The sequence below is a fragment of the Mesorhizobium sp. 113-3-3 genome (genome assembly GCF_016756495.1).
Taxonomy (GTDB): Bacteria; Pseudomonadota; Alphaproteobacteria; order Rhizobiales; family Rhizobiaceae; genus Mesorhizobium.
In genome coordinates this window covers 5,383,509-5,401,589 of record NZ_AP023243.1, presented here as the reverse complement: position 1 = coordinate 5,401,589, position 18,081 = coordinate 5,383,509, and the positions used below count along the sequence as shown (strand labels likewise).

Here is an 18,081-nt window from a genome sequence, read left to right as displayed (position 1 = left end):
CCAATCGTCCTTCTGGAACATCAAGACTTGAGACCCGGCCGATCAACGGCCGGGCCCCGTTTTTCCAGTCGGAACGATCACTGCGCCCAGGCTTTCCAGTCGGCCTCGTGCGCGGCGATCCAGGCGGCGGCGACCTCTTCCGGCGTCTTGCCGTTGAGGTCGACATCGCCGCTCATCTTGTTGAGTTCGTCGGTGTCGATCGTGTAGGCCTTGGCCACCTTGTACGCGACCGGCCATTTGTCCTTCATGCCGTTCCAGGCATATTTCCAGATCTCGCCATGCGGCTTGCCGCAATCATATTTGGCGTCGGGGTTGGTGCCCCATTTCGGGTCGTTGTAGCACTCGGGCGTGTATTCGGGGAATTGCACCCATTCGCCCTTGTACTTGGCTGGCGCCCAGTGCGGCGAATAGATCCACAGCATGATCGGCGCCTTGCGCTGGTAGGCTGAGTCCAGCTCGGCGAACATCGCCGCATCGGTGCCGGCATGGATGACGGTGAAGGGCAGTTTCAGCGCCGCGACGCGCTCGTCGTCAAAGCCTTCCCAGGTCACCGGGCCGCCGAGATAGCGTCCCTTCGGTGCGGTCTCCGCCGTCGAAAAAGCCTCCGCGCATTTCGGATCCTTCAGCGCTTCCCAATTGGGCAGGCCAGGGCATTTCTCCTTCATGTATTCGGGAAACCACCATTCCTACTTGGCCTTCGGGCCGAGCTTGCCCAGCCGTTCGGTCTGGCCGGTGGCGTCGGAGGCTTTCATCGCTTCGCCGGCAGTGGTGTCCCAGAATTCCAGCCCGACATCGAGGTCGCCATTGGTGAGGCCGGTGGTCAGGCTGGAGAGGTAATCGGCGGTCGGATATTCGACGGTATAGCCGAGCTTTTCCAGGATGCCGCCAAGGATCTTGGCGTTGAGATTGACGCTGGTCCAGTCGAACAGCGCGATCTTGATCGGGTCGTTGGATTCCGGCGCGGCGGCTTGGGCGGAAGGTGTCAGCAGGCTTAATGTCGCGAGCGCGACGGCGCCCATCGATAGTTTCGAAACTCGACTGCGAAGTGACATGCTTGTTCTCCTTCAAGCTGTGACGGTTATCGGTCGTTCCCTTCTTGCGGCTTTTCTTGATTGTGTTGGATAGGTTGTTCGCTGCGCAAGGCCGTCGGCGCCGAAATTGTCGCGCTGGCGTTGGCCGGCGCAGGCAAGTTGGTGCTCAATTCTCGTGAGGAGGGAATATGCCGCCCGCGTCATGGCTGCCGACAGACCGCTGATGGAGCGATCGTCTGCGGATCAATTGTCAGTCTTGCGGCGCCCTGCAAGGTGCGAGCCATCAAGGTCCCATGATCTCGGCTGTCGGCATGGCAAGCCCCTTCTCGCCAACCCGTTTCATAGGGTGAAATTATATATACCAACGTTCATCTCGCGCAACGACTAACGCTTCGCGGATGCACAAATTCAGACTGCAGGCAAAGTTCCGCGCGATGCGGTCCTACCAGCAGACGTAGCCGCCATCGACGATCAGGTCGAGGCCGGTGACGAAGCTCGATGCGCGGCTGGCCAGGAACACCGTCGGCCCGACCATTTCCTCCGGCGCGGCCATGCGCCCCATCGGCGTGTCGCGCTTGAAGATCTTGATCTCCTCCGCCACTTCGGGCCGCTTGTTCATCGGCGTCAGCGTGTAGCCGGGACTGACGACATTGACGCGCAGTCCGCGATCAGCCCACTCCATGGCAAGGCTCTTCGACATGTGGATGACGGCGGCTTTCGAGGAGTTGTAGTGCGCTTGCGTCAATCCGCGATTGACGATGGTGCCGGACATCGAGGCGATGTTGATGATCGAGCCTTTGCGACGCGCCAGCATCTTGCGGGCCTCGGCCTGACAGGACAGAAACACGCCGGCGACGTTGACCTCGTGCACCTTCTGCCATGTCTCGAGCGACAAGGTCTCGGCCGGTTCCGAACCGGCGATGCCGGCATTGTTGACGGCGACGGTCAACGCACCGAGTTCGGCCTCGACGCGGTCGATTGCCGCCGCCAGATCGCTCTGCGAGGTGACTGTTCCGGTCAGCACCAAAGCCTTGCGGCCAAGCGCCGCGATTTGGTGCGCGGTTTCTTCCAGCCCGCCTTTCGATGCATGACCGAAACAGGCGACGTCGGCTCCCGCCTCGGCCAATCCGATTGCGATCGCCTGGCCAATGCCACTGCCGGCACCAGTGACCAGTGCGACATTGCCGTCCAGCTTGAAAAGATCCATCGATAGCCCTCCCTGAAGCAGGGAGGGTATGCGCTACGCTATGGTTCGATCAAGCGCTCAGCGCGCGAGCCGATCAAGGGAGCGGCGATGCTCAGAAGTAACCGCTCGAGGCGGCCGTGAATTCCTTCGGGATTTCAACGCCATCGACCAAGATCTTGTCGACCAGTTCGTGATGGAAGCAGACCAGGCCCTTGATGCGCTCGGCCTCGTGCACCGGCTCGGGATAGTACCAGACGAGGTTCTCGTGCCGCTTCTTGGGCGTGGTCACGTGATAGTAGTTGGAGATGCCCTTGTAGGGGCAGCGCGAAATGTATCGGCTGGGTGCGAACATATCGAGGCGCGTGTCGGAGATCGGCAGATAGTGGCGCACCGGATGGCCGGTCTCGAACAGGAAGACGCCACGGCGTGAATCGGCGACCTGCTCGCCGTCGAGGATGACCTGCACCCGCCGCGAGGAGGGCAGGCAGTCGACCCGGCGGAAAGGGTCGCGGGCGTGGACGAAAATCTCTTCGTCCTCCTCATACCAGTGCGTCATCTTGGGCCAATAGAAGGACATGTAGTCCGACAGGTCAGGCGATCCCTTGATCGGATCGACATAGCGCCATGCGGCATCCTCGACCAGCGTGATGCCGGTGTTCAGCGAATAGTGCGTGGCGACGCCCTTGAACGGGCTTTCGGTCGTCGTCGTGCTCGGCAGCAGGAATTCTTCGCGCACATCGCTGATCGGGAAGTAGTAGACCGGCAGATGGTCGCTCTCGTAGAGCACCAGCGCCCTGGTCGTGTCGGCGACGATCATCGATCCCACCTGCACGCGCAGCCGTTTCTGCATCGGCATGGTGAAGGCGACATAGCCCGGCTCGAACTCGTATTGCACGATGGTGTCGAGCAGGGGGAAATGCGGTCCGCGACCGCGCAAATGAAGCTTGCGAATGGTAGTCTCCCGTTTCTTTTGTTTTGTCATCGAGCGTCGGCGCACAGCGAGATGAACCTGGATTGAACTGTGGTGCCGGAGAGGGTTTTCGGGCGGCGGGTTTCCCTTGCATCGAGCGGCTCGAACGATGGCCCCCCATCGCTCTTCGCAGCCCGGCAAGTGGATCGCCCCACCGCCCGAAAAGTGGAATTGTCCAATCCAGCCCCTATCCCAGCGACACGCGGTCGAGCAGCAGGCCGGCGGCGATCGGCGGCAGGCCGCTGACATTCTTGCGCACCGGCACCAGCAGGTCCGGGAAATAGCTGAAAATGACCGGCGTCTCGTCGAGCAGCAGCTTCTGGATGTCGGAGGCCGCCGCGCGCTGCGCACCGATGTCGAGCGCCTTGAGGTAGGAGGTGACCATGCCGTCATAGGCGGGGTTCTTGAAATGCGCCGCGTTCCACGGGCCGTCGCTGACCAGCGGGCTTTTCAGGAAGACATTCGGCACGCTGCGGTGCGCGTAGTCGGTGATCCCCAACGGGCTGTCCAGCCAGTCCGACTGGCCGAACACCGCCTTGCCGTAATATTTGTCCTGGTCCTCGATGTTGAGCGCGATACGGGCGCCGATCTCCTTGGCGAAATTCTGGAACAGTTGCGCGTAGCCCGGAATGTCGGAATAGCGCAGCGTCGTCAGGGTGATGTCGAAGCCGCTCGCAAGGCCGGCCGCCTCCATGAGTTGCTTGGCCTTGGCGATGTCCTGGACGCGCTGCGGCACCGATTTGTCGCTGGCGGGGAAGGCCGGGGCGAACGGGCTGTCATTGCCGGTCGCCGCCATGCCGCGGCACAGGCCGTCGACCAGCTTGGAGCGGTCGATGCCGAGCGCCAGCGCCTGGCGCACGCGCTTATCGGTGAACGGGCCGGTGTCGCAGCGCATGTGCAGCTGGCGGTGCGCGGTCGAGGCGACGCGCAGCACCGTGATGTCGGGGCTGTTCAGCACCACCTGGCTGACGTCGAGCGGCACGGCGTCGAGGACGTCGACCTCGCCGGCCTGCAGCGCCAGGATACGCGGCTGCACATCGCCGTAGAACTTGAATTCGAGCCGGTCGGGCAGCGCTTTTTCGCCCCAATAATCGGGATTGCGCACGAAGGTCGCGCCGACCTTCGGCGTGTAGCTCTCCAGCCGGAATGGTCCGGTGCCCTCGAAGGTCTTTTCGTAGTCGCCCTTGTAGCTCGCCGGCAGGATGACGGCGTTGTAGTTGTCGATCGACACAGAATAGGGAAAGCTGCCGTTCGGCGCATCGAGATGGAAGGCGACGGTGTGGTCGTCGACCTTCTGCGTGCCGCCCTTGGACAGCAGGCCCTTGAACACCGAAAGCGCATTCGAGGCTCCGTTCGAGTCGGCGAGGCGATCGAAGGTCGCCACCACGTCGTCAGCCTTGAAGTCCTCGCCATTGTGGAATTTCACGCCCTTGCGCAGCTTGAAGGTCCAGACACTGCCGTCCGCGTTGGGCGACCAGCTTTCCGCCAGCACCGGCTTCAAGGTGAGGTCCGGCTGCGTGATGCAGAGGAATTCGGCGGTCTGGAAGACCAGCTGGTAGCTGCCGCTGTCATAGTAGGTCACGGGATCGATGGCGCCGCCGGGCGTCGCCACGCCCGCGCGCACCGTACCGCCGGGCTTGCCTTCGGCGCGGGCCTTTTGCGTGCCGAGGCCGGCAGCGGCGACAAGGCCGCCCAGGAACGGCAGGGAAAGGCCGAGCACGCTGCCATGGCGCAGGAAATCGCGGCGGTCGAGCCTGCCGGCCAGCAATTCGTCGACAGCGAAATTTTCGATTGCCGTCAGGTTTTTGCGAGCGGCGTCGATCGTCATGAAATGCCTTGGCATGGCTGCATTCCTCGCTTGCCTTTGGGGGGATCGGCCATTTAGGTCATTGTTGACCGCAACCGGAAAGCGATATTTTTTGATAGGGGTCATCGAAATTTTCGATGCAAGGTGCAAGCCATGGATACCGAGAACCTGCGCAGCTTCCTGGAGGTTGCCGAACATGGCAGCTTCACCGTCGCGGCCGGCCGGCTCAACCTTGCGCAGTCGACCGTCAGCGCGCGGATCAGGGGGCTGGAGGAGCAGTTGGGGCGCCGGCTTTTCGTGCGCGACCGCGACGGCGTCACGCTGACCCGGCCGGCCGGCAGTTCCTGCCGCACGCCTCCTCCATCACCCGCACCTGGGAGCAGTCGCGGCAGGACATCGCCGTTCCCGATGGCTATGAGAGCCTGCTGCGGCTGACCGCTCCCGCCTATCTGTGGGACCGCATCACCTCGCCATGGGTCGAGTGGATGCGCGCCAAGCGGCCGAACGTGGCGCTGCGGCTCGAGGGCAGTTTCCCGGATCTGGCGATCGACCAACTGGCGGAAGGCCTGCTCGACATCTGCATCCTCTATCTGCCGCGCCCGCATCCCGGCATCGTCTATGAGACGCTGGCCGTCGATCAGGTGGTGCTCGTCCAGCATGCGGCGCAGGCCAGGCCGTGGACCGAAAACTACATACTGATGGACTGGGGGCTCGAATTCCGCATCGAGCACGACCGCGCCTTTGCCGGCATGGTCAAGCCGGCCATTTCAGCAGGCCTGGTTTTCATCGGCCTGCAGCATGTGCTGTCACAGCAAGCGGCTGCCTATCTGCCGCTCAGCGCCGTCAGCGGCCATATCGAGCGCGGCGAGATGCGGCGCATCGACAACGCGCCGGTGTTCCAGCGGCCGATCTATCTTGCCTATCCCTCGAATCCCGTCTCGTCTGACGTGCTCGACGTCGCGCTGACGGGCTTGCGCTCGCTGGCCAGGGACTGGACCAGCGAACAGGGTTTCTCGGAGGGCGACCGTTCCCTGGGCATGGCCGGCCTGAGGTAGCCGGACGGCGATGCCTTGTTATGCCGGCTCAATCACGGCCGCCTTCTGCAGCCTGGCCAGTTCCGGGTAGGGGATGTGGCAGCGGATCGAGTGGCCGGGCTGGGCCTCGGCCAGCGGCGGCTCCTGCTGCTCGCAGATCGGGCCGATCTTGCGCGGGCAGCGTGTGTTGAAGACGCAGCCGGGGGGCGGGTTGGTGGCGCTGGGGATCTCGCCGTCGAGCCGGATGCGCGCCGTCTCGGTCTGGTCGAGCTTGGGCACGGCCGACAGCAGCGCTTCGGTATAGGGATGATGCGGCCCGGAGAAGACTTCCTCCGATGGCCCGATCTCCATGATGCGGCCGAGATAAAGCACGGCGATCTTGTCGGAGAGGTACCGCACCACGCCAAGATCGTGCGAGATGAAGATGTAGCTGACGTCTTCCTTGGATTGCAGGTCGGCGAGCAGGTTGAGGATCGCCGCCTGGACCGAGACGTCGAGCGCCGAGGTCGGCTCGTCGCAGACGACGATGCGCGGATCGCCGGCGAAGGCGCGTGCAATGGCGACGCGCTGCTTCAGGCCGCCCGAGAGCTGGCGCGGCTTGACGGCCAGATGCCGGTCGGTCAGGCGCACCGAGCGGACGAGATCGTCGAGGCGCGCTTCCTGCGCCTTGCCGGAAAGGCCGGCCAGCCGCTTCAAGGCGCGGCCGAGGATGTGGCGGATCGAATGCGAGCGGTTGAGCGCGGAGTCCGGGTTCTGGAAGACGATCTGCATCGCCTTGACCTGGTCGTCGCCACGGTTCTCCAGCTTCGGCGCCAGCGCCTTGCCCTCGAGCTCGATGGTGCCGCCGTCATCGGGCGGCACAAGGCCGAGCAGCAGCCTGGCGAAGGTCGTCTTACCGCTGCCGGATTCGCCGACCAGCCCGAGCGTCTCGCCAGGCCGCAGATCAAGCGAGACATCCTTGACGGCGCGCAGGGGATGGCCATGGCTGGCATAGGTCTTGTTCAGCCCGGCGACGCGCAGCACCGGCGCGGCTGCCGGCTTGGGCGCTGTCGCAACATCGCTCGGCGTGGCGCGCGGCAGGGCTTGCGCCTTGTCGTGATGGAAGCAGCGCGAAAGGCGCTTGCCGCGCTCGTCGCTCAAATCGTAGAGCGGCGGCAATTCGGTGCGGCAGCGGTCGTCGGCGAGCGCACAGCGGTCAGCAAAGGCGCAACCCTTGATGTCGGCGCCTATGCCGGGCAGGAAGCCCGGAATCGTGTCGAGCCGGCCCTGGTCCTTGCGCTGGCCGCCGCGTGGCAGGCAGCGCAGGAGTGCGACCGTATAGGGATGGCGCGGATCGTTGAACACGACATCCGTCGGCCCTTCCTCGACCAGCATGCCGGCATAGAGCACGCCGACCCGGTCGCACATGTTGGAGACGACGGCGAGGTTGTGGCTGATGAACAGGATCGAGGCCGACAACTCTTGCCTGAGCTGCGCGATGAGGTCGAGCACCTCGGCTTCCACCGTCGCATCAAGCCCGGTGGTCGGCTCGTCGAGGATGAGCATCGAGGGATCGTTGGCCAGGGCCATGGCGATCGCCACGCGCTGCTGCATGCCGCCGGAGAGCTGGTGCGGATAGCGCTGCATGACGCTTGGCGGATCGGAGATACGCACTCGGTTCAGCATGGCAATCGCCCGATCGGTCGCCGCCTGGCCCGTTATGCCGCCAAGCTCGAAGATCTCTGTCAGTTGCCGGCCGATACGGATCGACGGGTTCAGCGCCTTGCCGGGATCCTGATAGACCATCGAGACGCTCTCGGCCCGCGCGCGCCTGAGCGATTCGGCATCGAGCTTCATGACATCCTGGCCGTCGAGCGAGATGGCGCCGCCCGATATCGAGCCGTTCCTCGGTAAATAGCGCACGACGGTGAGCGCCACGGTGGATTTGCCGCAGCCGGATTCGCCGACCAGCCCATAGGCCTCGCCTTGCCTGATGTTGAGGCTGAGATTGCGCAGCACGGCGCGGTTGCGCCCGGCCACCCGGTAGGCGACCGACAGATCGCTGAGTTCGAGGGCGTTTCCAGCCTTTGCGGACTTAGTCGGGGCGGAATTAGTCATTGAGCGCTCCATGAACGCCGTCGGCCACAAGGTTGACACCGATCACCAGCGAGGCGATGGCGAGTGCATCGAACAGCACCGTCCACCAGAAGCCGCCGCCGATCATGCCGTAATTCGAGGAGATCGAAAGCCCCCAGTCGGGCGAGGGCGGCTGGATGCCGAAACCCATGAAGGAGAGGGTAGCGACCGCGAAGATGGCGTAGCCAAGCCGCACGGTGGTCTCGACCAGTATCGGCGGAATGACGTTGGGCAGGATTTCTACGAACATCGTATGGAAGGCGCTCTCGTGCCTGAGCTGCGCGGCGGCGACATAGTCGAGTTCGCGCTCGGCCAGCACCGCCGAGCGCACGGTGCGGGCGATGATCGGCGCGAAACTCAGCCCAATGACGACGATGACGGTCGCCTTGGAGGTGCCGAGCGCAACGATGGCGAGCAGTGCGACAATGACCACGGGGATGGCCATGAAGGCTTCCAGGATGCGGCTGACGACATCGTCGACAATGCCACGGAAATAGCCGGTGAGCAGGCCGAGTGCTGTGCCGGCGACCGTCGCGAGCAGCGTCGCCAGCGGCGCGACGGTGAGGATGTCGCGCGAGCCGACGATCACGCGCGAGAAGACGTCGCGGCCGATCTGGTCGGTGCCGAACCAGTGCTCGGACGAAGGCGGCGCCAGCGCGTTGATGATGTCGTCGGCAAGCGGGTCGTAAGGTGCGAAATGCTCGCCGAACAGCGCGCAGGCGACCCAGAACAGCACGATGAGGAGGCCGACAAGGAAGGTCCGCGAGCGCATGAGCGAGAAGAAGACTTCCGCCATCGGGCTGCGCCGGCGCGTGTCGTCTTGCGGAGGAGAGGTGGTCTGGACGGCGCTCATTGGTCTGACCCCAGGCGGATGCGCGGATTGAGCACGGAATAGAGGAAGTCGGCGATCAATGTCGCCACCGCATAGACGATGCCGATGGTGAGGATGCCGGATTCCAGCATCGGAAAGTCCTTGCCGCGCGCGGCGGTGAAGATCAGCGAGCCGATGCCCTGGTAGCGGAACAGCGTCTCGATCACCACCAGGCCGCCGATGAGATAGCCGGTCTGGGTGGCGATGACGGTGATGGTCGGCAGCAGCGCATTGCGCAGCACATGGCGCCAGATCACGGTGCGCCAGGGCAGGCCCTTGAGCACCGCCGTTCGCGTATAGTCGGAGTCGAGCGCCTCGATCATGCCGGAGCGCGCCATGCGCGCGATATAGCCGAACAGCACTAGGAACAGCGGCAAGGCGGGCAGGATCAAATAGTAAAGCTGGGTGAAGAAGCCGGCATCCTTCGGCCATGCCGCCGAGATCGGCAGCCAGCGCAGCCACACGCCGAAGATCAGGATCAGGATGATGCCGGTGACGAATTCCGGCAGCACCGTCACCGACAGGCCGCCCAGGCTGATGATGCGGTCGAGCGGGCGGTTGAGGTTGAGCGCGGCCACCACGCCGCCCAGAATGCCGATCGGCACCACCAGCACGAAGGCGACGGCGGCCAGCTTCATCGAATTGCCCAAGGCATCGATGACGAACGGCGCCACCGGCGAGCGGAAGATGTAGGACGTGCCCATGTCGCCCCGGATAAAATTCCAGATCCAGGTCGCATACTGGGTGAGCAGCGGGCGATCGACGCCCAACGTGTGATTGAGCGCGTCGACCGCGCGCTGGTCGGCAAACGGCCCCAGGATCGCGCGCCCGACATTGCCGGGCAGTACCTGGCCGCCCAGGAACACCATGATGCTCAGCAGGAACAGCGTCACGAGCGACAGGGAAACACGCCGGGCGAAGAAGGAGAGAATGGCTAAGACTCCTTGTGGAGCCAGCTCCCAAGTGGGAGCTGGCTATTAGAGGATTGGCTTTCCCTTTTGCTTACGCCTTCGAGGCCTTTTCGAGGAACAGCTGCGACATGGCGGTCGGCTGCACGCCGGCCACGCCTTTCGCCGTCGCCGTCAGGTAGTCGTAGAAATAGCCGAAGATGACAGGCGTTTCCTCGAGCAGCAGCTTCTGGATCTTGCCGGCGTCGGCCTTCTGCGCCTCGAGATCGAGCGCGCCGATGTAGCTCGCCGCCAGCGCGTCATAGTCCTTGTTCTTGAAGTGTGCGGCGTTCCAGGTGCCGTCGCTCTTCAGCGGGGCGGCGAGATAGACATTCGGCACGCCCCGGTGACCGTAATCGGTGATACCCATCACCGAATCCAGCCAGTTCGATTTGCCGAACACGGCGTCGCCGTAATAAGCGCCCTGGTCGAGGATGTTGAGTTCGAGCTCGACACCGATCTCCTTGACCCAGTTCTGGATGAGCTGGGCATATTCAGGGATTTCGAGATAGCGCTCGGTGGTCAGCGTCACCTTGAAGCCCTGAGCGACGCCGGCGGCTTCCATCAGCTGCTTGGCCTGGGCGATGTCCTGCTTGCGCTGTGGGATGCTCGTATCGGTCGACGGGTAGACTGCGGCGAACGGGCTGTCATTGCCGAGCGCCGAGCGTCCCTTCATCAGACCGGCGGCCAGCTTTTCGCGATCGAGGCACAGCGCAATGGCGCGGCGCACGCGCGCATCCTTCAACGGGCCGTCGTCGCAGCGCATGTGCAGTTGCTGATGCGCCGACGACTTCAAACTGATGATGTCGACGCTCGGATCGTTGAGCAGCGCGACGCCCGACAGCACGGGCATCTGGTTGATGATGTCGACCTGCCCACCCTGCAATGCCAGGATCATCGGCTGCACATCGGTGAAGAAGGTGAACTCGGTACGATCCGGCAGCGCCTTTTCGCCCCAATAGTCGTCGTTGCGGACGAAGGACGCACCGACCTTGGCCGTGTATTTCTCGATCTTGAACGGTCCGGTGCCGTCGAAGCTCTTCTCGTAGTCGCCCTTGTAGCTCGCCGGGATGATGACCGCGTTGTAGTTGTCCGACGACACCATGTAGGGGAAGTTGCCGTTCGGCGCGTCGAGATGGAATTCCACCGTGTAGTCGTCGATCTTCTTGGTGGCGCCTTTCTGCAGGATGCCGGTGAACACCGACAGCGCGTTGGACGAGTTTGCCGGGTCGGCAAGGCGATCGATGCTGGCCACCACGTCATCGGCTTTCATTTCGCCGCCCGAGTGGAATTTCACGCCCTTGCGCAGCTTGAAGGTCCACACCGTGCCGGTGTCGTTCGGCTTCCAGCTTTCGGCCAGTGCCGGCTTGAGCACCAGGTCGGGGCCGTCGACGCAGAGGAACTCGGCAACCTGCTGCATGACCAATAGGCCGCCGGCATCCGCAATGGTGACCGGGTCGATGGCCGCTGCCGGCACGCTGCTGGCGACGCGGATGGTGGCGCCGGCTGCGCCGGCGGCGCGCGCCAGCGACGGCATGCCGCCGAATCCGGCGGCCGTGGTGATACCGCCCAGAAGCGGTAGCGACAGGCCGAGCAGGCTGCCGTGGCGAATGAAGTCGCGGCGGCTGACGCGGCCGTCGACGAGACCATCGATGAGATGGTTTTCGAGCGGCGAGCGGTTGCGCCGGATCAGGTCGAGAATGCGGTAGTTCTTGCTCATGGGTTTAACCCTTTCCCCTGTTTCTTATGGCTGAAGAATGCACGTCCGGTTGACGTAATTCCGAGGAGTTCTCCCGTCCCGGTCGTCAACGAAGTCGGTCGACCGGGACTGTAGCATGCTGTCTTTTCTGGTCCATCCGGTCCTTGCGGCGCATGGGTCAGATTTTCTTGAGGCCATGCTTTCACCTGTCAGGTCCTGCCGTGGCGATCCACATCGGCGGACCCTTGTTGTCGGCTAGTCTCCTTTCCTTCTCGTTCTCCTAGTTCAGCGGCAGGCGGCGATATGTGCCGGGCTTTGCCGGGTCGTGATATTTGTTGCACGGGCCGTTCTCGACGAAATCGCGATGGCAGGCCGCGAGGTTTTTCCGCGACAAGGTGACGCCGAGACCGGGGCCTTCCGGCACGCGCACGACATTGTTCCTGGGCGAGAATGGGCCTTCCTCGGTGATGTCCATGGGCTGCATGCGAAACAGCGACTGGTTCGGCTCCCGGATCCAGCCGAGCGCCGCGCACAGATGCAGATAGGCCGCGCTGCCGATGCCGCTGTCGCCGCTGTAGCACCAGAAATCGACGCCGGCGTGCTCGCAGGCGCCGACGAAACGCGTGAGGCGGCCGATGCCGCCATGCGCCGTCGGATTGCCGACGAAGGCGTCGGGAACCTTGAGGTCCATGGCGCGTGCTATGTCGATGTTGTGGGTCGAGAACGGGATCGAGCAATGCTGCCGCAACTGCCGCATCTCCTCGATCGTCGCCACCGGATCCTCCCAGTTGCGCACGCCGAGCTCTTCCAGCGGCCGCGCCAGCCGCCGCGCCGTCGCCAGCGAATAGGCCTGGTTGGAATCGATGCGGATCATCGCCTCGTCGCCAAGCTTTTCGCGGATCAGCTCGACCATTCTCAGCGAGATTTTCGGGTTCTCGGTCGAGAACTTGCCTTCGAAGAAGGTCGTGCCATGCGTCTCGTGCAGCTCGACGCAATAATCGGCGACTTCTTCAGGCGTCGTCTCGCCTTTCACCTTGGGCCCGTCGCCGCGCAGCGAGAAATAGTCGGTGAACGGGATGTCCTTGCGCACGGCGCCGCCGAGCAGCTGGTAGAGCGGCTGCTTCCACGCCTTGCCGCGCAGGTCCCACAGCGCCATCTCGATCGCGCCGAAGGCCATGATGCGGGTGCGGTCGTTGATCGACTGCACGCCGGTCCAGTAGGGCAGGCAGACATGTTCGGCGCCGGCGATGTCGAGGGCATCGCGCCCGACCAGACGCGGGGCCAATACATCGCTGATGATTGTGGCTGCCGCCGGCGTCGGCGCTTCGCCGAGGCCGATCAGTCCATCCTCGGTCTCGACCTCGACAATGGTCTGCGAAAACCCGTCGAGTTCGCCGAACACCCAGCCATAGGGCGCTTCGAGACGAAGATTGATCGGCGTTGCCATGATGCTGCGGATTTTCATCTCAGCCGCCGATTTCAAAGAACGGCTTGCCGAGCAGGCTCGGATCCACGTCGATGCCGAGACCAGGCCCGTCTGGAACGCCCATGTGGCTGCCAGTGACCGGCGGGGCGTTGAAGGCCGTGCGCACCGTCACCCATTCATGAAAGGCAATGGCATGCAGCCGGCGTTCTTGCGGCGTGGACAGCGATAGATGTGCCATCGCCGCCGTGTCGATCTCGGCGCCGCCAGTGTCCTCGACAGTGATCATGAAGCCAAGATCGACGGCAACGTCGCGGATCTGGCGCGTCCTGGTCACGCCGCCCAGCCGCGAGATCTTCAGCGTCAAGCCGTCGGCCGCGCCCAGGCGATGGATTTCCAGCATTGCCTCGAGCGAGATGACGGATTCGTCGAGCACCATCGGCTTGTCGAGCATGCGACGCACCGACATGTTCTCCTCGATCGTCGTGCAGGGCTGCTCGAACGTGTAGTCGATGCCACGTGTGGCATCAGCGAACTGCCGCGCCTGATAGGGTGTCCAGCCGGCATTGGCGTCGCAGAAAATCACCGTGCCTTTCGGCACGGCCGAGGCGACGGTCGTTACCCGCTCGATGTCGTCGTGCACATTGCCGCCGACCTTGACCTGCAGACGGCGACAACCCTCTGCGATGATCCTTTTTGCCAGTGCCGCCATCTGATCGAGCGTGCCGTGGGTGACCACCCGGTAGGTCTCCGCCATATCGCTCTCGCGGCCGCCCAGCATGGTCACCAGCGGCACATCGGCGGCGCGCGCGGCGAGATCCCAGCAGGCCATGTCGAGCGCCGATTTGATGTAGGGATGGCCCTTGAACACCGTGTCCATCAGCCGGCCGATGCTGGCCAGGCCGCGCGGATCGTGGCCGATGAGATGCGGCGCGATTTCCGGCACGCCCGCGCGTGCTCCCGCCGGAAACGCGGCCGAATAGAAATTGCCGAGCGGCGCCATTTCTCCCCAGCCGGTCAGGCCGCTGTCGGCGCTGATGGCGACGATCACCGCGTCGAAGGCGTCGGCCTGGCGCCCCTTGGACATGCGGTAGGGGCCATCCAAGAAGGGCTGCACCACATGGTAGGCTTTGATGGATTTGATCTGCACGCTGTCTGTCCGCTGGCTACACTGTCTGGGGAATGGGTCAGGCGCCCTTTGACGGACGCTGTTCGAGGCTGCGTGCGTAGGAAAGCAGCTGTTCGAAATCGAGGTGGATATGTTCGCGTGCATGGCGCTGGGCAGCGCGCATATCGGCGCCCTTCATCAGGTGCACGTAAGTCTCATGGACGTCTTCGGCCGGCACTGGTTCGTTGCGCGCATGCTGGTGCAGCGCGAAATACATCTGCAGCCGGCTGGTCAGCCGCTGCCAGGTTTCCAGCAGCACTGAATTGTCGGCCCATTCATAGATCAGGCCATGCAGCTGCAGCGCCGTTTCGATCTGCCTTGTGGTGTCGAGGTTGCGTGTCGCCTGCTTCACCGCTTCGTGGCGCCGGTCAAGCTCATCGAAGAAACGCTGGTCACGCTGCGGCCATGTCCGTTCGATGGCGAACTCGTCCAGCACCTGGTTGAGCGAATAGGCATCGTCTATGTCCTTGGCGGTGACATTGATGACGAAGGTGCCGGCATAGGGAATGCTGGTCAGGATGCCTTCCTGCACCAGCTCGCGCATGGCCTCGCGCAATGGCGCGCGGCTGACCCGCATCTGTTCGGAGATCCTGAGCTCGTTGAGCTTCTGGCCTGGTTGCAGTTGCCCGGTCAGGATCGCGCGCCGCAGCAGCGCAACGATTTCGGCGCGACGCGTCGTATCGGCAATCGGGCTGAAATCCGTCTTCACTATCTGGCCACTCCAGCGAGGAACAGAAGACAAGACAATCAGATTGTCGACAATCTAACAAGATGGCTTTTCGGATTTTTCGCCGTCACCCGCATTTCCGATCGGGATGCGGTTCGGGGGCTCAGGCTGCCCGGCCGTAGAAGCCGAAGCGCTCCTCGGCGCTGAACATCACGCCAGGTTGCTCGTAATAGGAAAACACCGCTATCATGCGCTCTCGCTCGCCTTCGACCGTGGTGACGCGGTGCGCGGTGTTCTTGCCGCGGAAGACATTGAGCGTACCCGGCTTCATGCGCAGGATCTTTGCGTCGGGATCACGCCCTTCGAGCAGCCTGGCGACGCCCTCATAATTGGGGTCGTCATCCGACCTGAGATCGGTGCGGTATTCGAGGTCGCCGCCACGTTGCGACTGCTGCAAAAGCAGCGTCGTGGTGAATTCCGAGCGGTCGAAATGCCAGTTCAGAGCCTCGCCAGAGCGATAGGCCATGACATTGGTGCGGGCCAGCGGATCCTGCATGACATGCAGTTTTGCCTTGCCCATCGTAGCCGCGAGGAAGCGCACCAGCGGTTCGTATTCATAGATTGCCAGAACCGTGCTGCCCGGGATCTGGTCGGCACAGACGGTGTGACTGATGGTTTCGACCTTGCGCAGGGCCGGATGGTCGGGCGCGAGTTCGGGAATGCTGGGCTTGAAGTAGATGTTGTGCATGCGCTTGTGCACATGGGACTGCGTGTCCATGACCGGCTTGATTTCCCGCACCGCCTGTTCGGCGACACCGGGCCTCAGAAAACCCTCGAGATTGAACATGCCGTCGGCCCTGAGGGCTTCGATCGACTGTTCGACGAGTCGCTTCCATTCGGCGCTGCCTTCACGGTCGAGCGGATAGCGGTCGAGATCGAGAATGTCTTTCATGTCGCGTGCTCCATCGGTTGGGCACAGATGACCGCAAAAAATTCTTTCTCTCAACGGGGAAAATTATTAGGATTGCTCAAGAAAAACTTATGGAGCCAGGCATGGAAAAACTGCCGCCGCTGAACGCGATCAAGGCCTTCGAGGTCGCCGCCCGCGCCGGCAGCTTCACTTTGGCCGCGAGCGAGCTTGGCGTGTCCTCCGCGGCGGTCAGCCAGCAGATCCGCAATCTCGAAACCTGGTTCGGCAAGCAGCTCTTCGTGCGCACCGGCAACCGCATCACGCTTACCGATGCCGGTCACGCCATCTATCCGCAGACCGCGCGCGCCTTGGGCGACATCGCCGCCATCGGCCAGCGCATGCTGGAGGGCGGCCTGAGGACACGGCTTGTCGTCAGCGTGCCGTTTTCGCTGGCGGAGCTGTGGCTGGCGCCGCGGCTGGCCGAACTGCTTGATGCCTACCCACAAATGGCGATCGACGTACGCGCGGAGGACGATCCGATCGACCTGATGCGCCAAAATGTCGATCTGCGCATCTCCTATGGCGACTATCACTATCCTGGCCTGCGGATGGTGCGCCTCGTCCATGACGATGTGCTGCCGGTCTGCGCACCCGAGTTCTGGCAACGGCACGGCAATGGCGATCCGGGTCTCACGGAGCTGCATGAGAGCCTGTTCATCCACACCAACTGGGGGCCGAACTATGCCTCGCACCCGAGCTGGGCCGACTGGTTCGCGGCATGCGGCGCCAGCCGTTCCCCAGACCCGTCGCATGGGCGGCGTGTCGGCCTTTCCAGCCTGGCGATCGCCTCGGCGAGGCTGGGTCTGGGCATTGCGCTCGGCCAGCGTGTAATGGCGCAGGCCGATCTGGAGGCCGGTCGCCTGATCGCGCTGTCATCGGTCTCGGTGCGTCTCGGTCATCCCTATTGCGCCTTCATGCCGCCGGCCAAGGCCGACCGCGCCGATGTGGCCGCTCTTGTCGGCCTGCTTGTGAATACGGCGCCCTCGACCCGTGGGTAGTTCGAGGGCGCCGCGCGGAAACCGGGCCTGCGGGGGTGTCAGGTGGCCGGTTTCTGTGGCAGTGGCGAGATCGGCATTCCGGGTCCGATCTTCTGCAGATTGCCTGTGATCACCTGGTCGCCTTCCGAGACGCCGCTCAAGATAGCGACGAGGTCGCCGCTGGTCGGGCCGAGCGAGACCAGCCGCTGGTCGACCGTATTGCCCTTGCCGACGACATAGAGATATTTGCCGAGCTGGCTCGAACCCAGCGCCGTCTGCGGCACCATCAGCGCGTCGGGCTGCTGCCTGATATGCAGCCGCACGCGGACATACTGGCCAGGCATCAGCGTGAACTTCGCGTTGCCGATGGTGGCGCGTGCGGTGATTGTGCCGGTCGAATGGTCGACCGTGTTGTCGATGAAGGTGAGTTCGCCCTTCTGGCTGCTCTCAGTCTCACCCGGCAACAGCACCTCGACATCGATCGGGCCGGCCGCGCGGGCCTGCTCGATCTCGGCCAGATCCGTCTCGCTCGGATTGAAGGTGACGTAGATGGGGTCGAGCTGCACAAGCGTGTTGAGCACCGTGCCGGCAACGCTGACCAGCGTTCCGACCGAAGCCTGGTTGCGGCCCAGGCGCCCGGTGAACGGCGCATGGATCTCGGCGTAGCTCAAATTGAGCTCCGCCGTGCGCACGGCCGCCTGGTTGAGTGCCAGCGATGCCTGCGCTTCGCGCAAGGTGCTGGTGCGCTGGTCGAAGCTGTCCTTGTCCAGGTAACCGCTCTTGGCGAGCTCGGTGCCGCGGCCGAGATTGGACCGGGCATAGTCTAGCGTCGCCGTATCGCGCTGGACCTGGGCTTTCGCCTGGTCGAGCGCGGCCTGGAAGTCGTCAGGCGAGATCTTGTAGAGAAGGTCGCCTTGCCGCACATCCGCGCCATCCTGCGCCGTCTGTTCCTGCAGATAGCCGGGCACGCGGGCCTGCAGTGTGATGCTGCGGATCGGCTCGATGCGGGCGGCATAGTCGAGATAGATCGGGATCGTCTTCTTGACGACATTTGCCACCGGCACCGGCATGACGAATGCCGCCGGAGCCGGTGTCGCCGCCCCGGCCGTGCCGGCGCTCAGCCTCAGGTTGCCCATGTCGAGCAGGTGGACGCTTGCCACCGAGATCGCGCCCAGCGCGACCGCCGTTCCCAACGCAATTTTCCATTTACGCATAA

13 protein-coding genes and 2 pseudogenes are annotated in these 18,081 nt (G+C 63.6%); 2 read left to right on the top strand and 13 right to left on the bottom strand.

Annotation, left to right across the window (positions count from 1 at the left end; all coding sequences use genetic code 11):
- Nucleotides 1-77 precede the first annotated feature (77 nt).
- From JG746_RS26550 to JG746_RS26535, 4 genes and pseudogenes are all read right to left on the bottom strand, one after another.
- Nucleotides 78-1,052, bottom strand: a pseudogene (locus tag JG746_RS26550) (ABC transporter substrate-binding protein).
- Between the two features lie 421 nt (nucleotides 1,053-1,473).
- A complete protein-coding gene (locus JG746_RS26545) occupies nucleotides 1,474-2,238 on the bottom strand; it encodes an SDR family oxidoreductase (RefSeq protein ID WP_202355408.1) in 765 nt (254 codons plus the stop codon).
- Between the two features lie 91 nt (nucleotides 2,239-2,329).
- Nucleotides 2,330-3,199, bottom strand: a complete 870-nt coding sequence (locus JG746_RS26540) for a DUF427 domain-containing protein (RefSeq protein ID WP_202355407.1) — start codon at nucleotides 3,197-3,199, stop codon at nucleotides 2,330-2,332.
- Between the two features lie 175 nt (nucleotides 3,200-3,374).
- On the bottom strand, nucleotides 3,375-5,030 hold the full coding sequence (locus JG746_RS26535; protein WP_202355406.1) for an ABC transporter substrate-binding protein: 1,656 nt from the start codon (nucleotides 5,028-5,030) through the stop codon (nucleotides 3,375-3,377).
- Nucleotides 5,031-5,147: 117 nt separating this feature from the next.
- Here JG746_RS26535 and JG746_RS26530 point away from each other — a divergent pair.
- Nucleotides 5,148-6,049, top strand: a pseudogene (locus JG746_RS26530) (LysR family transcriptional regulator).
- An 18-nt stretch (nucleotides 6,050-6,067) separates the two neighbouring features.
- On the opposite strand, the gene JG746_RS26525 reads toward JG746_RS26530, so the two are convergent.
- The 8 genes from JG746_RS26525 to JG746_RS26490 form a co-directional block, all read right to left on the bottom strand.
- Nucleotides 6,068-8,125: a dipeptide ABC transporter ATP-binding protein gene (locus JG746_RS26525; RefSeq protein WP_202355405.1), complete on the bottom strand. Its 2,058-nt coding sequence runs from the start codon at nucleotides 8,123-8,125 to the stop codon at nucleotides 6,068-6,070.
- Nucleotides 8,118-8,996 (bottom strand): ABC transporter permease, encoded by an 879-nt coding sequence (locus tag JG746_RS26520; protein ID WP_019856877.1) that lies wholly within the window; start codon nucleotides 8,994-8,996, stop codon nucleotides 8,118-8,120. Before JG746_RS26520 ends, JG746_RS26525 begins: the two co-directional genes overlap by 8 nt.
- Nucleotides 8,993-9,946, bottom strand: coding sequence for an ABC transporter permease (locus tag JG746_RS26515; protein WP_202359478.1), 954 nt, complete (start codon nucleotides 9,944-9,946; stop codon nucleotides 8,993-8,995). Before JG746_RS26515 ends, JG746_RS26520 begins: the two co-directional genes overlap by 4 nt.
- Nucleotides 9,947-10,016: 70 nt before the next feature.
- Entirely contained in the window at nucleotides 10,017-11,681 is a 1,665-nt protein-coding gene (locus JG746_RS26510; protein ID WP_202355404.1) for an ABC transporter substrate-binding protein, read from the bottom strand.
- Between the two features lie 259 nt (nucleotides 11,682-11,940).
- Entirely contained in the window at nucleotides 11,941-13,125 is a 1,185-nt protein-coding gene (locus JG746_RS26505; RefSeq protein WP_202355403.1) for a mandelate racemase/muconate lactonizing enzyme family protein, read from the bottom strand.
- A 1-nt stretch (nucleotide 13,126) separates the two neighbouring features.
- Nucleotides 13,127-14,233, bottom strand: coding sequence for a mandelate racemase/muconate lactonizing enzyme family protein (locus JG746_RS26500; RefSeq protein WP_202355402.1), 1,107 nt, complete (start codon nucleotides 14,231-14,233; stop codon nucleotides 13,127-13,129).
- Nucleotides 14,234-14,270: 37 nt separating this feature from the next.
- Nucleotides 14,271-14,963 carry a GntR family transcriptional regulator gene (locus JG746_RS26495; protein ID WP_202359477.1) on the bottom strand — a complete coding sequence of 231 codons (693 nt, stop codon included), beginning with the start codon at nucleotides 14,961-14,963 and terminating at the stop codon, nucleotides 14,271-14,273.
- Nucleotides 14,964-15,081: 118 nt separating this feature from the next.
- Nucleotides 15,082-15,870 (bottom strand): HalD/BesD family halogenase, encoded by a 789-nt coding sequence (locus JG746_RS26490; protein ID WP_202355401.1) that lies wholly within the window; start codon nucleotides 15,868-15,870, stop codon nucleotides 15,082-15,084.
- A gap of 101 nt (nucleotides 15,871-15,971) precedes the next feature.
- Between JG746_RS26490 and JG746_RS26485 the strand changes: the two genes are divergently transcribed.
- Nucleotides 15,972-16,886 (top strand): LysR substrate-binding domain-containing protein, encoded by a 915-nt coding sequence (locus JG746_RS26485; protein WP_202355400.1) that lies wholly within the window; start codon nucleotides 15,972-15,974, stop codon nucleotides 16,884-16,886.
- Between the two features lie 38 nt (nucleotides 16,887-16,924).
- On the opposite strand, the gene JG746_RS26480 is transcribed toward JG746_RS26485, so the two are convergent.
- Complete coding sequence (locus tag JG746_RS26480; RefSeq protein WP_202355399.1) at nucleotides 16,925-18,079, bottom strand: efflux RND transporter periplasmic adaptor subunit; 1,155 nt, start codon at nucleotides 18,077-18,079, stop codon at nucleotides 16,925-16,927.
- Nucleotides 18,080-18,081: the final 2 nt, after the last annotated feature.

Bases quoted from the DNA above. Each gene is read 5' to 3' on its own strand.
- JG746_RS26485 (WP_202355400.1), top strand. From the start codon at position 15,972: ATGGAAAAACTGCCGCCGCTGAACGCGATCAAGGCCTTCGAGGTCGCC.
- JG746_RS26505 (WP_202355403.1), bottom strand. From the start codon at position 13,125: ATGAAAATCCGCAGCATCATGGCAACGCCGATCAATCTTCGTCTCGAA.
- JG746_RS26520 (WP_019856877.1), bottom strand. From the start codon at position 8,996: ATGAGCGCCGTCCAGACCACCTCTCCTCCGCAAGACGACACGCGCCGG.
- JG746_RS26525 (WP_202355405.1), bottom strand. From the start codon at position 8,125: ATGACTAATTCCGCCCCGACTAAGTCCGCAAAGGCTGGAAACGCCCTC.
- JG746_RS26545 (WP_202355408.1), bottom strand. From the start codon at position 2,238: ATGGATCTTTTCAAGCTGGACGGCAATGTCGCACTGGTCACTGGTGCC.
- JG746_RS26480 (WP_202355399.1), bottom strand. From the start codon at position 18,079: ATGCGTAAATGGAAAATTGCGTTGGGAACGGCGGTCGCGCTGGGCGCG.
- JG746_RS26490 (WP_202355401.1), bottom strand. From the start codon at position 15,870: ATGAAAGACATTCTCGATCTCGACCGCTATCCGCTCGACCGTGAAGGC.
- JG746_RS26510 (WP_202355404.1), bottom strand. From the start codon at position 11,681: ATGAGCAAGAACTACCGCATTCTCGACCTGATCCGGCGCAACCGCTCG.
- JG746_RS26535 (WP_202355406.1), bottom strand. From the start codon at position 5,030: ATGCCAAGGCATTTCATGACGATCGACGCCGCTCGCAAAAACCTGACG.
- JG746_RS26540 (WP_202355407.1), bottom strand. From the start codon at position 3,199: ATGACAAAACAAAAGAAACGGGAGACTACCATTCGCAAGCTTCATTTG.